The following is a 15,035-nucleotide window of genomic DNA, read 5'->3' as shown; positions in this document are numbered from 1 at the left end:
GGACAATACCCCTTGGCGAGTGCAAACAGCCTGATCAAGACAGTTGCTCCCACAGTATAGATGTGCAGCTTACCTGTGGGAGCCGGCGTTGCCGGCGATGGGCCGCACGGCGGCCCTTAAACGGCCAGTTGGGACATCAGGCGGCGCTGAACAGCTTGTGCGGATCGATCACGAATTTCTTCGGCACACCGGCATCGAACTCGCCATAGCCTTCCGGCGCCTGGTCCAGGCTGATCACCTGTACGCCCACCACTTCAGCAATGTTGATGCGGTCCCACATGATCGCCTGCATCAGTTGGCGGTTGTACTTCATTACCGGCGTCTGCCCGGTGTGGAAGCTGTGCGACTTGGCCCAGCCGAGGCCAAAGCGGATGCTCAGGCTGCCGATCTTCGCTGCCGCATCCACCGCGCCCGGGTCTTCGGTAACGTACAGGCCGGGGATACCGATCTTGCCCGCTACGCGCACCACGCCCATCAACGAGTTGAGCACGGTGGCCGGGGCTTCGTGCTTGGCGCCGGCATGGCCGTGGCCACGAGCTTCGAAGCCCACGGCATCGACCGCGCAGTCGACTTCCGGTTCGCCCAGCAGGTTGGCAATCTGTTCGTGCAGCGGAGTGTCCTGGGACAGGTCGGCGATTTCAAAACCCTGGGCCTTGGCGTGGGCCAGGCGCACCGGGTTGACGTCACCGACGATAACCACCGCCGCCCCCAGCAGGCGCGCCGAGGCAGCCGCTGCCAGGCCCACTGGACCGGCACCGGCGATGTACACCGAGCTGCCCGGGCCCACGCCGGCGGTCACCGCACCGTGGTAACCGGTAGGGAGGATGTCCGACAGGCAGGTCAGGTCGCGGATTTTCTCCATGGCCTTGTCGCGGTTCGGCAGTTTCAGCAGGTTGAAGTCGGCGTACGGCACCAGCACGTACTCGGCCTGGCCACCGGTCCAGTCACCCATGTCGACATAACCGTAGGCACCACCGGCGCGGGCCGGGTTGACGGTCAGGCAGACGCCGGTGTGTTGCTCTTTGCACGAGCGGCAGCGGCCACAGGCGACGTTGAAGGGCACCGACACCAGGTCACCGATCTGCAGGTTCTCGACGTCCCTGCCCTTCTCGATGACCTCGCCGGTGATTTCATGGCCCAGGACCAGGCCGACCTGGGCAGTGGTACGGCCACGGACCATGTGCTGGTCGGAGCCACAGATGTTGGTGGAGACCACCCGCAGGATCACCCCGTGCTCGATCTTGCGACCGCGCGGGTCCTGCATTTTCGGGTAGTCAATCTTCTGCACCTCGACCTTGCCGCCGCCGAGATACACCACACCACGATTACCAGACATGCTTTCACCTCGCTAAAGTTTGTTGTTATGTAGCGGTGTAAAGTGCGCTGCCCGGGGGCGGCGCTGTGTTACTGGAATCTTTGTTCCGACTCGAGGGCCTCATCGCTGGCAAGCCAGCTCCCACAGGTCCGGTGTATGCAGTACCTGTGGGAGCGGGCTTGCCCCGCGATGGCGGCAGTCAGAGCACTACCGTCCTGTTGGCGTTGAGGAACACCCGCCGCTCGATGTGATACCCCACCGCCCGCGCCAGGGTCAGGCACTCGATATCGCGCCCCTTGGCAATCAGGTCTTCCGGGTAATGGCTGTGGTCCACCGCCTCGACGCCCTGGGCGATGATCGGCCCTTCGTCGAGGTCGTTGTTGATGTAGTGCGCCGTGGCGCCGACCAGTTTCACCCCCTTGTTGTAGGCCTGGTGATACGGCTTGGCGCCCTTGAAACCGGGCAGCAGCGAGTGATGGATGTTGATCGCCCAGCCGTCGAGCTTGCGGCACAGTTCGGGCGACAGCACCTGCATGTAGCGGGCAAGGATCACCAACTCGGCGCCGGACTCCTCGATCACCTGCAGCACCTTGCGCTCTTGCGCCGGCTTGTCATGCGGGTCGAGGGCAAAGTGGTAATAGGGAATGCGGTGCCAGTGGGCCAGGGGCTCGAGGTCCGGGTGGTTGGAAATCACCGCCACCACCTCCATGCTCAACTGGCCGATGCGCTGGCGATAGAGCAGGTCGTTGAGGCAGTGATCGGCCTTGGACACCATGATCACCACTTTCGGCCGGTGCTTGGGCGCGGTCAGCTCGAACAGCATGCCGAACGCATCGCCCCGCTCGGCCAGCCCTGCGCGAAAGCTGGCCTCGTCGAAGTCATCCGGCTGGCGGAATTCCACGCGAATGAAGAAGCGTCCGGACAGCCGGTCATCGAACGAATGGTGCTCAGTGACGTAACAGTGCTGTTCGAACAGGTAACGCGTCACCACATCCACCGTACCCAGCAGGCTCGGGCAATCGGCGGTGAGAATCCAGGTGTCCGGGGCACGACTCATGGCATTGCTCCTTAAGCCTGAATGCTCAGGCCGTATTCGGCGGAGGCGTCCTGCAGCCACAGCCACCAGTAGTCGGAGAAGCTGCGGCGGATCAGCAGCTCCCAGGTTTCTTCACCGGTACGGCGGATCACCAGTTGCGACTTGGCGAACACCGTGCCAACCGCCTTGCCCACCGGGAAGTTGTTTGGATGGACATCATAGCTGGTGGATTTCATCAGCACGTCGCGCACATTGGGGCCGCTCAGTTCCAGCAGGGTTTGCCCGCCGCTGACGTTGACGATTTGAATGTGCAGGCCATCGAGGGCATCGCGCAGTTTTTGCTCGACGGCAAATTCCTCGCCGCCGGGAACGATCAGCAGCCACTCGTCCGGGCCCAGCCATTGCAGCGATGTCTCGCCGTTGGCGACCACGGTCAGGGCCACCGGCAGCTCCAGGCCCAGGGCCTTGAACACACCGCCGGCGAAGGCCGGATCCTTGCCATCACCACGAATGGTCAGGTGGCCAAGGAGTTTTTTCTCGCGCAGGGAGACCCCGGCGTTCTTGCGGCCCTTGCCGACCAGGCTGGGCAAGTCGGCGTGGTGCAGTGGCGTTTCAGCCTTGGCATCGTTGCCGGGGCGTTGCTGGTAGACGTTGATCGTGCTCATTACACACCTGCCTTGAATTCGCGTTCGGTAGGGCAAGTAACGTGTGGGAGCCGGCCTTGCCGGCGATGCAAGGCGCAGCCTTGCCAAAATCGGGGCCGCTACGCGCCCCATCGCCGGCAAGGCCGGCTCCCACAGGTCATCTGGCCAACAAGTCGATTAGATGTTCTGCCGCTCGCCCTTCGGATCGAAGAACACCGAAGAACAGATCTCCGCCTCGATCACGCTGCCATCGGCCTGGGGCGAGTAGACCCGCTCGCCGATGCGCTTGAGCCCGCCCTTGACCACGCCCATGGCAAACGAATAACCCAGGGAGTTGCTGGCGTAGCTGGAAGTAACGTGACCGACCATGTCCATCGGGATCGGTTGTTTCGGGTCAAACACCAGTTGCGCGCCTTCGGGCAGCCATTTGTTCGGGTCGACCGGCTTGAGCCCGACCAGTTGCTTGCGGTTCTCGCGCACGCAATCTTCGCGGTTCATCCCCCGCCAGCCGATCCACGAGAACGGTTTGGTACGGCCAACACACCAGCCCATGTTGAGGTCGTCCGGGGTCATCGAGCCGTCAGTGTCCTGGCCGACGATGATGAAGCCCTTCTCGGCCCGCAGTACGTGCATGGTTTCGGTGCCGTACGGGGTCAGGTTGTATTGCTTGCCGGCAGCGACGATTTTCTCCAGCACGCCCATGGCGTAGTTGGCCTGGACGTTGACTTCGTACGACAGCTCGCCAGTGAACGAAATGCGGAACACCCGCGCCGGCACACCGCCGACCAGGCCTTCCTTCCAGGTCATGAACGGGAAGGCGTCCTTGTCCAGGTCGATATCGGTCACTTCACTGAGCAGCTTGCGGCTGTTGGGGCCCGACAGGGTCAGGGTCGCCCAGTGGTCGGTGACCGAGGTGAAGTACACCTTAAGCTCCGGCCATTCGGTCTGCTGGTAGATCTCCAGCCACTGCAACACCCGCGCCGCGCCACCGGTGGTGGTGGTCATGATGAAGTGGTTATCGCCGACGCAGGCAGTGACGCCGTCGTCAAAGACCATGCCGTCTTCCTTGCACATCAGGCCGTAGCGGGCCTTGCCGACGTCAAGCTTGGTCCAGGCGTTAGTGTAGATGCGGTTGAGGAATTCGCGCGCGTCCGGGCCCTGGATGTCGATCTTGCCCAGGGTCGAGGCGTCGAGCAGTCCGACGCTGTCACGCACCGCCTTGCACTCGCGAGCCACGGCGGCATGAATGTCTTCGCCGTTGCGCGGGAAGTACCAGGGGCGCTTCCATTGGCCGACGTCTTCGAACTCGGCGCCGTTCTTCACATGCCAGGCATGCAGGGCGGTGAAGCGTACCGGCTCGAACAGGTGCCCGCAGTGCCGGCCCGCCACCGCGCCGAAGGTGATCGGCGTGTAGTTGGGGCGGAACATGGTGGTGCCCATTTCCGGGATGGTGATGCCCATGGAGCGGGCGGCAATCGCCAGGCCGTTGATGTTGCCGAGCTTGCCCTGGTCGGTACCAAAGCCCAGGGCGGTGTAGCGTTTGACGTGTTCGACCGACTCGAAGCCTTCGCGGGTGGCCAGTTCGATGGCGGCGGCGGTGACGTCGTTCTGCTGGTCGACGAACTGCTTCGGCGCCCGCGCAGTGTTCTTGTCGTGGGGCACCTGGAACAGCGCCACGGTGGGTTCTTCCTGACGCGCCAGGACTTTCGGGATCACCCCAAGCACGGCCTTGAAGCCGGCTTCGGTGGCGGCACGCACGCCGCCTTCAAAGCCATCGGCGAGGGTGTCGCCGAGGGCGAACACACCGTTGATGCCGCCCACGCACACGCGTTTTTGCGGTGCTTCGCCGGGCACGAAACCGAGAATGTCTTCACGCCAGACCGGCTTGCCGCCCAGGTGCGAAGCCAGGTGCACGACCGGGCTGTAGCCGCCGGAAGTCGCGACCAGGTCGCAATCCAGCCACTCGCCGGGGCTGCTGACTTTATGGGCTTTGACGTCGATGGCGGCAACGCGGGCTGCGCTTACATGCTTGCTGCCACGGGTCTCGATCACCGCGCTGGAGGTGAGGATGCGGATGCCTTTGGCTCGCGCTTCTTCCACCAGCGAACCGCGCGGGTTGTGGCGGGCGTCGGCGATGGCGACCACGTTCAGGCCGGCGTCGTGCCAGTCCAGGGCCACGCGGTAGGCGTGGTCGTTGTTGGTCGACAGCACCAGCTTGCGGCCCGGCGCCACGCCGTAACGGCGCACGTAGGTCGATACCGCACCGGCGAGCATGTTGCCCGGCACATCGTTGTTGCCGTACACCAATGGTCGCTCGTGGGCGCCGGTGGCCAGCACCACGCGCTTGGCGCGCACCCGGTGCATGCGCTGACGCACCTGGCCGATCGGCGCGTGATCACCGAGGTGGTCGGTCAGGCGCTCGTGAATGGTGAGGAAGTTGTGGTCGTGGTAGCCGTTGACCGTTGCCCGTGGCAACAGGATGACTTCCGGCAGTTCCTTGAGCTCGGCCACTACTGCCGCAACCCAGTCGGCGGCCGGTTTGCCGTCGAGGGTTTCACGGCTGTCGAGCAGGCTGCCGCCGAACTCTTCCTGCTCATCGGCGAGGATCACCCGCGCGCCGCTGCGACCCGCTGCCAGGGCGGCTGCCAGGCCGGCGGGGCCGGCGCCGACCACCAGCACGTCGCAGTGGTGGCTCATGTAGTCGTAGCTGTCCGGGTCGTTTTCCAGCGGCGCACGGCCAAGGCCCGCGGCTTTGCGGATGTACTTCTCGTAGGTCATCCAGAACGACTGCGGGTACATGAACGTCTTGTAGTAGAAACCCGGCGGCATCAGCTTGCCGCCGACCTTGCCGAGAATGCCCATGACGTCGTTGTTCACATTCGGCCAGCCGTTGGTGCTGGTGGCGACCAGGCCGCTGTACAGCGCCTGCTGGGTGGCGCGCACGTTAGGCACCTGGGTGGCTTCGGTGGCGCCGATCTGCAGGATGGCGTTGGGCTCTTCGGAGCCTGCGGCGATGATCCCGCGGGGGCGCGAGTACTTGAAGCTGCGCCCGACGATGTCGACGCCATTGGCCAGCAGCGCGGCGGCCAGGGTGTCACCGGCAAATCCCTGGTAGGTCTGGCCGTTGAAGGTGAAGCTCAAGACTTTGCTGCGGTCGATGCGACCACCGTTGGACAGGCGATAGACCTGGCTCATACCTTTTCTCCCTGACCACTGACTGCCAACTGCGGGCTGGTGCTTTTGCCGGTGACCTGCGGCTTGGCGCCGATCGGATAGGTTTCCAGAATTTCGTAGGTCAGCGTGTCACGCGTGGCGTTGAAGTACTGACGGCAACCGGCGGCGTGAATCCACAGCTCGTGGTGCAGGCCGCGCGGGTTGTCGCGAAAGAACATGTAATCGCCCCACTCCTCGTCGGAACAGGCGTTGGGGTCCAGCGGCCGGGGAATGTGCGCCTGGCCTGCGGCGTGGAACTCCTCTTCGGAGCGCAGCTCGCCGCAGTGGGGACAGAAGATATGCAACATGGGGATTTCTCCTGTTAGTGGGCGACAGCGGCGGCGCCGTGTTCGTCGATCAGTGCACCGTTGTGGAAACGGTCGATGGAAAAGGGTTTGGCCAGCGGGTGCATTTCGCCCTTGGCCAGGCTGGCGGCGAAGACGTTGCCCGAACCGGGGGTGGCCTTGAAGCCGCCGGTGCCCCAGCCGCAGTTGAAGAACATGTTCTTCACCGGGGTCTTGGAGATGATCGGGCAGGCGTCCGGCGTGGTGTCGACGATGCCGCCCCACTGGCGGTTCATGCGTACCCGCGAGAGGATCGGGAACATTTCGACGATGGCCTGCAGGGTGTGCTCGATCACCGGGTACGAACCGCGCTGGCCGTAGCCGACCCAGCCGTCGATGCCGGCGCCGATGACCAGGTCGCCCTTGTCCGACTGGCTGATGTAGCCGTGCACGGCGTTGGACATGATCACGCTGTCGATGATCGGCTTGAGCGGCTCGGACACCAGCGCCTGCAGCGGATGCGATTCGATCGGCAGGCGGAAACCGGCAAGCTTGGCCATATGCCCGGAGTTACCGGCAGTGACCACGCCGACGCGCTTGGCACCGATGAAGCCCTTGTTGGTCTCGACACCGATGACCACGCCGTTTTCCTTGCGAAAGCCGATCACTTCGGTCTGCTGGATCAGGTCGACGCCCAGGGCGTCGGCGGCACGGGCAAAGCCCCAGGCCACGGCGTCGTGACGGGCGACGCCGCCACGCCGTTGCACGGTGGCGCCGATGATCGGGTAGCGGGTGTTCTTCGAGCAGTCCAGGTACGGAATCTCTTCGGCCACCTGTTGGGCATTGAGCAGCTCGCCGTCGACACCATTGAGGCGGTTGGCGCTGACCCGGCGCTCGGAATCACGCATGTCCTGCAGGGTGTGGCAGAGGTTGTAGACGCCGCGCTGGGAGAACATCACGTTGTAGTTGATGTCTTGCGACAGCCCTTCCCAGAGCTTCATCGCGTGCTCATACAAGTGCGCCGACTCGTCCCACAGGTAGTTGGAGCGGACGATGGTGGTGTTGCGCGCGGTGTTGCCGCCGCCCAACCAGCCCTTCTCGACCACCGCCACGTTGGTGATGCCATGCTCCTTGGCCAGGTAGTAGGCGGTGGCCAGGCCGTGCCCGCCACCGCCGACGATGACCACGTCGTAGACTTTTTTCGGGGTTGGCGTGCGCCACATGCGCTGCCAGTTTTCGTGGTGGCTGAGTGAGTGCTTGAAGAGGCCGAAGCCTGAGTAACGTTGCATAGTCTTTACTCCTGGACCACTCAGCGATAAACCGGAAAATCTGCACAAAGTGCCGACACGTTCTTCGCAACATCGGCCTCGACATCGGCATCGCCGAGGTTATCGAGGATGTCGCAGATCCAGCCGGCCAGCTCCACGCACTGGCTGACCTTGAAGCCGCGGCTGGTGACCGCCGGGGTGCCGATACGCAGGCCGGAGGTGACGAACGGCGACTGCGGGTCGTTGGGTACGGCGTTCTTGTTGACGGTAATGTGGGCGCGGCCCAGGGCGGCGTCGGCATCTTTGCCGGTCAGGCCCTGGCGGATCAGGCTGACCAGGAACAGGTGGTTATCGGTACCACCGGAGACCACGTCATAGCCGCGCTTGATGAACACCTCGGCCATGGCCTGGGCGTTGTCGATCACCTGCTGCTGATAGGTCTTGAAGCCAGGCTCCAGCGCTTCCTTGAAGCACACCGCCTTGGCGGCGATCACATGCATCAACGGGCCGCCCTGGGCGCCGGGGAACACTGCGGCGTTGAGCTTTTTCTCGATCTCTTCGTTGCTGCGCGCCAGGATCAGGCCGCCACGCGGACCGCGCAGGGTCTTGTGGGTGGTAGTGGTGACCACGTCGGCGTACGGCAACGGGTTCGGGTACAGCCCGGCGGCGACCAGGCCGGCGACGTGAGCCATGTCGACGAACAGGTAGGCACCGACCTTGTCGGCGATCTGACGGAAGCGTGGGAAATCGAGGGTTTTCGAGTAGGCCGAGAACCCGGCGACGATCATCTTCGGTTTGCTCTCCACCGCCAGGCGCTCGACTTCGTCGTAATCGATCAGGCCCGTCTTGGTGTCGATGCCGTACTGCACGGCGTTGTACAGCTTGCCCGAGGACGACACCTTGGCGCCGTGGGTCAGGTGCCCGCCGTGGGCCAGGCTCATGCCCAGAATGGTGTCGCCGGCCTGCAACAGGGCCAGGTACACGGCGCTGTTGGCCGAGGAGCCGGAGTGTGGCTGGACGTTGGCGTAATCGGCGCCGAACAGCTGCTTGGCGCGGTCGATGGCCAGTTGCTCGACTTTATCCACATGCTCGCAACCGCCGTAGTAGCGCTTGCCGGGGTAGCCCTCGGCGTATTTGTTGGTCAGGCCGCTGCCCTGGGCCTGCATGACACGCTTGCTGGTGTAGTTTTCCGAGGCGATCAGCTCGATGTGATCTTCCTGGCGTTGCTCTTCGGCATTGATCGCCGCCAGCAGTGCATCGTCGTAACCCTGGATCTGGTCTTGCTTGCTGAACATCGCAGTTTCTCCCGGCAGCGGCATCGGTTCTTGTCGGGCAATTGCCCTTTTCAGCGATGGTATGACCGACGCAGACAGCCCAGATGCCTACGGACGCCACACAAAGGTGCGTTTACGACATGGGGGCCGATGTCGCCTGCATCGCTGGCAAGCCAGCTCCCACACGGTCACTGTGGGAGCTGGCTTGCCAGCGATAGGCGGCCACCCGGAACTTGGTTTAGAGTGCTCACCTGCGTCGTTCACAGGACAGTGTCATGCCAGATAAAAGCCAGCAATTCGCCAGCGACAACTATTCAGGTATCTGCCCGGAAGCCTGGGCCGCCATGGAAAAAGCCAACCAGGGCCATGAGCGCGCCTACGGCGACGACCAATGGACGGCACGCGCCTCGGAGTATTTCCGCAAACTGTTTGAAACCGACTGCGAAGTGTTCTTCGCCTTCAACGGCACCGCGGCCAACTCGCTGGCGCTGTCGTCCCTGTGCCAGAGCTATCACAGCGTGATCTGCTCGGAGACCGCCCACGTCGAAACAGACGAATGCGGCGCCCCGGAGTTCTTCTCCAACGGCTCCAAGTTGCTCACCGCGCGCAGCGAAGCCGGTAAGCTGACCCCCGAGTCGATCCGCGAAGTGGCGCTCAAGCGCCAGGACATCCACTATCCCAAGCCGCGCGTGGTGACCATCACCCAGGCCACCGAGGTCGGCAGCGTCTACCGTCCGGAAGAGCTCAAGGCCATCAGCGCCACCTGCAAGGAGCTGGGCCTGAACCTGCACATGGACGGCGCGCGCTTCAGCAACGCCTGCGCGTACCTTGGCTGCAGCCCGGCCGAGCTGACCTGGAAAGCCGGGGTCGATGTGCTGTGCTTTGGCGGCACCAAGAACGGCATGGCGGTGGGCGAGGCGATCCTGTTCTTCAACCGCCAGCTGGCCGAAGACTTCGACTACCGTTGCAAGCAGGCCGGGCAACTGGCGTCGAAGATGCGCTTCCTGTCGGCGCCCTGGGTCGGCCTGCTGGAAGACGGCGCCTGGCTGCGCCATGGCGTGCATGCCAACCGCTGCGCGCAGTTGCTCTGCGAACTGGTGCGCGATGTGCCAGGAGTTGAGCTGATGTTCCCGGTGGAGGCCAACGGGGTGTTCCTGCAGATGTCGGAACCAGCGCTGGAAGCCTTGCGCAACAAGGGCTGGCGTTTCTACACCTTTATCGGTAGCGGTGGCGCGCGGTTCATGTGCTCGTGGGACACCGAAGAAGCGCGGGTACGTGAGCTGGCGGCGGATATCCGGGCGGCAATGGGCGCCTGATGACGCCATCGCCGGCAAGCCGGCTCCCACAGGTACTGCATGCACCTTACTTGTGGGAGCTGGCTTGCCAGCGATGAATTCCCCCCGATTTAAAGACGAAACCCACCCATCTGCCGCGCCAGATCATCCGCCAGCCCACGTAACGCCAGACACTCCTGCCGACAGCCCTGCACATCCACTGCCGTTTCCCGCGCCAGGTCGGAAATCCCCTGCACGGTGCGATTGATCTCCTCCGTCACCGCCGACTGCTGTTCGGTCGCCGTCGCCACCTGATGGTTCATGTCACTGATGTGTTCGACCTGATCGGTGATCGTGCCCAGCGAAGCGCCGGTCTGCTGGCTCGACTCCACGCCCGTGCCGGTTGCCGCCTGGCCGGCCTGCATCGATGCGACCGCACTGCCCGCGCCATGCTTGAGGCGCAGGATCATCTGCTGCACTTGATCGGTGGACACCTGGGTGCGCCGCGCCAGGGTCCGTACTTCATCGGCGACCACGGCAAAGCCACGGCCCATCTCACCCGCCCGCGCCGCCTCGATGGCGGCGTTGAGCGCCAGCAGGTTGGTCTGCTCGGAGATGCTGCGGATCACCGCCAGCACTTCGTCGATCGACGCCACTTCCGTGGCCAGCTCACCCACTGCACTCGCCGCCTGGCCAATCTCGCTGGACATGCCCTCGATATGGGCAATCGAGCGGCGCACCACTTCGCGGGCCTGCAGCGCTTCGGTGCGCGCGGTTTCCGACGCCACGGCAGCGTTACCGGCGTTCTGCGCAATGTCCTGCACGGTCAGGCCCATCTCATGCACGGCAGTGGCGACCATTTCGGTCATTTCCTGCTGGCGGTCGGAACGTTCGGCGGTGTTCTCTACCACTTGCGTCACTTGCGCTACCGACGCGCGCAAGCGTTCGCTGGTGTTCAGCACTTCGCCAATCAGGTCACGCTGGCTGTCGAGAAAGCGGTTGAAGCCACGGGCCAGGTCGCCCAGCTCGTCTGCGCGGTTTTCGTCCAGGCGCTGGGTCAGGTCGCCGCCGCCATTGCCGATGGCCATCAAGGCCCCCGTCACACGCCGGATGGGGCGGACGATGCCGCGGGCCAGCAGCACCACCAGCAACAGCGATACCAGCGCGACCGCTGCACCAATCAGGCTGGTCAGCCAGACGGTCTCACGTACCTGGGCATAGATCTGTGCTTCTGGCACCTCGGCGACCAGGGTCCAGTTGAGGTCACGCAGCGGTAGGCTGAGGGCCAGGTAGCCCTCGCCATCGCGCTCGAAGCGGCTGCTGTGCAGGCCCTGTTCACGGCTCAGGACCACCTTGGCAGCCTCGCCGCCGATCTGCTCGGCGAGCTGCTGCTTACCGCTGAACGCCGACTGCGGATGCACCTGGATCAAACCGTCGCCGCGCACCAGCATCACCCGCCCACGTTCGCCGAAGCTGAAGTTATGGATCAATTCGGAGAGTTCGGTCATACGCAGGCCAAGCCCGGCGATACCCACCAGTTGCCCGGCTTTCTCCACCCGATAGTCGATGAACAGTGCCAGTTCGCCGGTGCTGCCGTCGGTGTCGATGTTCAGCAGGCGCGGGTTGCCACTGTCGATAAAGCCGAAAAACCACTTGTCCGCCGGGTTGCTGCGGCTGAGGGTGCGGTCCAGGCCTTTCTCGTTGTAATAGTGGTTGCTCGCTGTAGCGGCAAACAACGCGGTAAAGGCATGGTTCTGTTTGCGCAGGGCTTCGAGGTACTCGATAAATTGCGGCGCCTGGGCGCTGTCTTCCCCTGCCGCCAGCCAATCGCGCAGCAACGTGTTGTTGGCAATGTCGGCCGCCGCCGTCAACGGTCGGCCAAGCATGCGCTCGATGTCGTTACGAATCGCCTCAATGCTCGCCGGCAAGGCGGTGTCGACCAGGTAACGCTCGGTCAGGCGATTGACCGCCACGCTATAGATGCCGACCACGATCAGAATGCTCAGCAACAGCGCTGCGCCCATGCTTGCGATCAATTGCCACTGGATACTGCGCCGCCAGAACTGCATGTATTTCCCCTGGGTAAATAAGCCCTGTAGTGCAAGAGACAGGCCAATTGTATACAACAGGAAATACAATCTGATCCACAGCAAAGCCGGCCCACCCTCCCGAAGGTGGTGAGCTGGCAAAAGGATGTAGCGGGGGCTTGGACGCGATCAGCTGTTGCTGATGGTCCGGGCAATCACATCGACCGTGGCGTTGACTTGCTCTTGGTAACGGTCGAGGGCCTGCTGGTGCTGCTGTTGCAGTTCGATCTGCTGCGAGCACAGGTTGAGGGCTGCCAGTACCAGCAGCTTGTCACCGATCAGGGTCGGGTACTTACGCTTGGTATCGGCCAGCGAGGCGTTGAGCATCTGCACCGCTTGCGCCAGCGCTTGCTCCTGGCCTTCGGGGGCCTTGATCGAATAATCGCTGCCGAGGATCGACACGACATTGATCGGCTGCGCTGAGGTTTTCATGCGTTCACGGTACCAACGCTGGCACGCTCAACCAGGGCCTGGATGCGCGCGGCGGTGGCGCCCTGTTTTTCTTCCTGCTCCAGCAGGCTCAGTTGCAGGCTGTCGTTTTCATCTTTGGCCTGGGCCAGTTCGGCACTGATCTGCGCGTTGCGCTCGGTCAGTTCCTGATTCTTCTGCACCAGGTCGCTGACCAGTTGCTCCAGTTGACTAAGGGAAGTTTCCAACATGATTGCCTTCTCGGGGTGTTTCAGGGGGCGCACACGATAAAGAAAAGTCCGCGTGCTCGCCAGGGATATCGGGTTTAGACGCTTCGGCCTGGTGCAGATTGACCCACCGATAGCCCTGCGGTTCCCCGTTTTGTCTACCACCGGTCAGGAAAAAAGTTAGCTGCCTCACAATTTCATCTTCGCCCGCTCAAGTCTTTTCCCGGCCGACCGATAGGCATGGCAGTCCTGAATCTGCCGCACGGATAACGTGCCCTTTCCCCTCCTGGATACCACCATGTCCCTACGCAACATGAATATCGCCCCGCGCGCGCTTCTGGGCTTTGCTCTGATCGGTGCGCTGATGCTGGCCCTGGGTCTGTTTGCCCTGAACCAGATGAGCAAGATTCGCCAGGCCGGCGAAACCATCGAAACCTCGACGGTGCCGAGCATCACCAACCTCGACCAGTTGACCCAGCTGACCCTGCGCCTGCGCACCTTGTCGTACCGCCTGCTGCTCAACCGCGAAGCCGGCACCCTGCAGGCCACCCTCAAGCTGATCGACCAGCGCAACCAGCAGATCGACGAAGCGCGCCGGGTGTACGAGCCGCTGATCTCCGGCAACCAGGAGCGCTCTGCCTACAACCAGTACGTGCAGCTGCTGGGCCAGTACCGCCAGCTGGAAAACCGCATGCGCCTGGCGTCGCAGAACAATGACCTGGAGACCCTGCGCAACCTGATCAACCGCGACATGCTCGACAGCTCCGAGCAGATCAACAGCGTCATGGATCAATTGATCAGCATCAACACCGAGCAAACCAGCGAGATCAACCGCACCGCCGCCGACCAGTATTCCAACGCTGTTGCCCTGGTGATCGGCTTGCTGCTGGCTGCCACTGCCCTGACCCTGATCTGTGCCCTGCTGCTGACCCGCAGCATCGTCAAGCCGATCGACGAAGCCCTGCAGGCGGCCGAACGCATCGCCGAGGGCGACCTGACCCGCAGCATCCAGGCCGAAGGCCAGGACGAAGCCGCGCGCCTGCTCAAGGCCATGGCCAAGATGCAGAACAAGCTGCGCGATACCCTGCAGCAGATTTCCGGCTCCGCCACCCAGCTGGCGTCGGCGGCTGAAGAGCTGAACAGCGTCACCGACGAAAGCGCCCGTGGCCTGCAGCAGCAGAACAACGAAATCGAACAGGCCGCCACCGCCGTCACCGAGATGACCAGCGCCGTGGAAGAAGTGGCACGCAATGCCGTGAGCACCTCGGAAGCCTCCAAGGAAGCCACCCGCTCGGCCGGTGACGGCCGTGACCTGGTGATGGAAACCGTCAGCGCCATCGAGCGCATGAGCACCGACGTGCAAGGCACCGCCGAACTGATCGGCAACCTGGCGGAAGAGTCGCGCGATATCGGCAAGGTGCTCGACGTGATTCGCGGCCTGGCCGACCAGACCAACCTGCTGGCCCTGAACGCCGCCATCGAAGCGGCCCGTGCCGGTGAAGCCGGCCGTGGCTTTGCCGTGGTGGCCGACGAAGTGCGTGCCCTGGCCCACCGTACCCAGCAGTCGACCAGCGAAATCGAACGGATGATCGGCAGCATCCAGGGCGGCACCGAGCAGGCGGTCAACTCCATGCGCAACAGCACCGAACGCGCCGAGTCGACCCTGAACATCGCCCGCGGCGCCGGCCTGGCGCTGGAAACCATCACCGGTGCGGTCGCCGAAATCAACGAGCGCAACCTGGTGATCGCCAGCGCCGCCGAAGAGCAGGCCCAGGTCGCCCGCGAAGTGGACCGCAACCTGGTCAACATCAACGACCTGTCAGTGCAGTCGGCCACCGGCGCCCACCAGACCAGCGCGGCCAGCGCCGAACTGTCGCGCCTGGCGGTGGACCTGAGCGGGCTGGTGGCACGTTTCAGCGTGTAAGCCGATCGCGGGTCACGTCGAGGGGGGGGGGGGGGGGAGGGGCTCACCCTCCCTCTTACAGAGAGCATAAGCGACAAAACT

General features: G+C 63.6%; 12 protein-coding genes and 1 pseudogene. 2 read left to right on the top strand and 11 right to left on the bottom strand.

Annotated features, from left to right (window positions below; all coding sequences use genetic code 11):
• Positions 1–136 precede the first annotated feature (136 nt).
• The 7 genes from fdhA to glyA form a co-directional block, all read right to left on the bottom strand.
• Positions 137–1,336, bottom strand: coding sequence for a formaldehyde dehydrogenase, glutathione-independent (gene fdhA, locus ABM562_RS26545; RefSeq protein WP_038998331.1), 1,200 nt, complete (start codon positions 1,334–1,336; stop codon positions 137–139).
• A gap of 178 nt (positions 1,337–1,514) precedes the next feature.
• Positions 1,515–2,372 (bottom strand): formyltetrahydrofolate deformylase, encoded by an 858-nt coding sequence (gene purU / locus ABM562_RS26540; protein WP_115084942.1) that lies wholly within the window; start codon positions 2,370–2,372, stop codon positions 1,515–1,517.
• 11 nt (positions 2,373–2,383) lie between these two features.
• Entirely contained in the window at positions 2,384–3,016 is a 633-nt protein-coding gene (locus ABM562_RS26535) for a sarcosine oxidase subunit gamma (RefSeq protein WP_115084941.1), read from the bottom strand.
• Between the two features lie 156 nt (positions 3,017–3,172).
• Complete coding sequence (locus tag ABM562_RS26530; RefSeq protein WP_115084940.1) at positions 3,173–6,190, bottom strand: sarcosine oxidase subunit alpha; 3,018 nt, start codon at positions 6,188–6,190, stop codon at positions 3,173–3,175.
• Complete coding sequence (locus tag ABM562_RS26525) at positions 6,187–6,516, bottom strand: sarcosine oxidase subunit delta (protein WP_038998327.1); 330 nt, start codon at positions 6,514–6,516, stop codon at positions 6,187–6,189. Before ABM562_RS26525 ends, ABM562_RS26530 begins: the two co-directional genes overlap by 4 nt.
• A gap of 14 nt (positions 6,517–6,530) precedes the next feature.
• Positions 6,531–7,781 (bottom strand): sarcosine oxidase subunit beta family protein, encoded by a 1,251-nt coding sequence (locus tag ABM562_RS26520; protein ID WP_038998326.1) that lies wholly within the window; start codon positions 7,779–7,781, stop codon positions 6,531–6,533.
• Between the two features lie 20 nt (positions 7,782–7,801).
• Complete coding sequence (glyA, locus tag ABM562_RS26515) at positions 7,802–9,055, bottom strand: serine hydroxymethyltransferase (protein ID WP_115084939.1); 1,254 nt, start codon at positions 9,053–9,055, stop codon at positions 7,802–7,804.
• A 254-nt stretch (positions 9,056–9,309) separates the two neighbouring features.
• Here glyA and ABM562_RS26510 point away from each other — a divergent pair, with 254 nt between their 5' ends.
• Positions 9,310–10,350, top strand: coding sequence for a threonine aldolase family protein (locus ABM562_RS26510; RefSeq protein WP_115084938.1), 1,041 nt, complete (start codon positions 9,310–9,312; stop codon positions 10,348–10,350).
• A gap of 89 nt (positions 10,351–10,439) precedes the next feature.
• Here the strand turns inward: ABM562_RS26510 and ABM562_RS26505 are convergent, their stop codons facing one another.
• The 4 genes and pseudogenes from ABM562_RS26505 to ABM562_RS26490 form a co-directional block, all read right to left on the bottom strand.
• Complete coding sequence (locus ABM562_RS26505; protein ID WP_460423887.1) at positions 10,440–11,168, bottom strand: methyl-accepting chemotaxis protein; 729 nt, start codon at positions 11,166–11,168, stop codon at positions 10,440–10,442.
• Between the two features lie 132 nt (positions 11,169–11,300).
• A pseudogene (locus ABM562_RS26500) lies at positions 11,301–12,332 on the bottom strand (cache domain-containing protein); the annotation flags it as partial.
• Between the two features lie 192 nt (positions 12,333–12,524).
• Positions 12,525–12,827: a cell division protein ZapA gene (locus ABM562_RS26495; RefSeq protein WP_038998322.1), complete on the bottom strand. Its 303-nt coding sequence runs from the start codon at positions 12,825–12,827 to the stop codon at positions 12,525–12,527.
• Positions 12,824–13,054 carry a hypothetical protein gene (locus ABM562_RS26490; protein WP_010221350.1) on the bottom strand — a complete coding sequence of 77 codons (231 nt, stop codon included), beginning with the start codon at positions 13,052–13,054 and terminating at the stop codon, positions 12,824–12,826. The genes ABM562_RS26495 and ABM562_RS26490 overlap by 4 nt, the downstream gene beginning before the upstream one ends.
• Before the next feature lie 274 nt (positions 13,055–13,328).
• On the opposite strand from ABM562_RS26490, the gene ABM562_RS26485 reads away from it, so the two are divergent.
• A complete protein-coding gene (locus ABM562_RS26485; RefSeq protein WP_115084936.1) occupies positions 13,329–14,954 on the top strand; it encodes a methyl-accepting chemotaxis protein in 1,626 nt (541 codons plus the stop codon).
• The last annotated feature ends 81 nt before the right edge of the window (positions 14,955–15,035 follow it).

This window comes from Pseudomonas sp. ZL2 (assembly GCF_054788455.1).
Note: the sequence above shows the minus strand (reverse complement) of the source record. Positions and strands in the feature narration are given on the sequence as shown.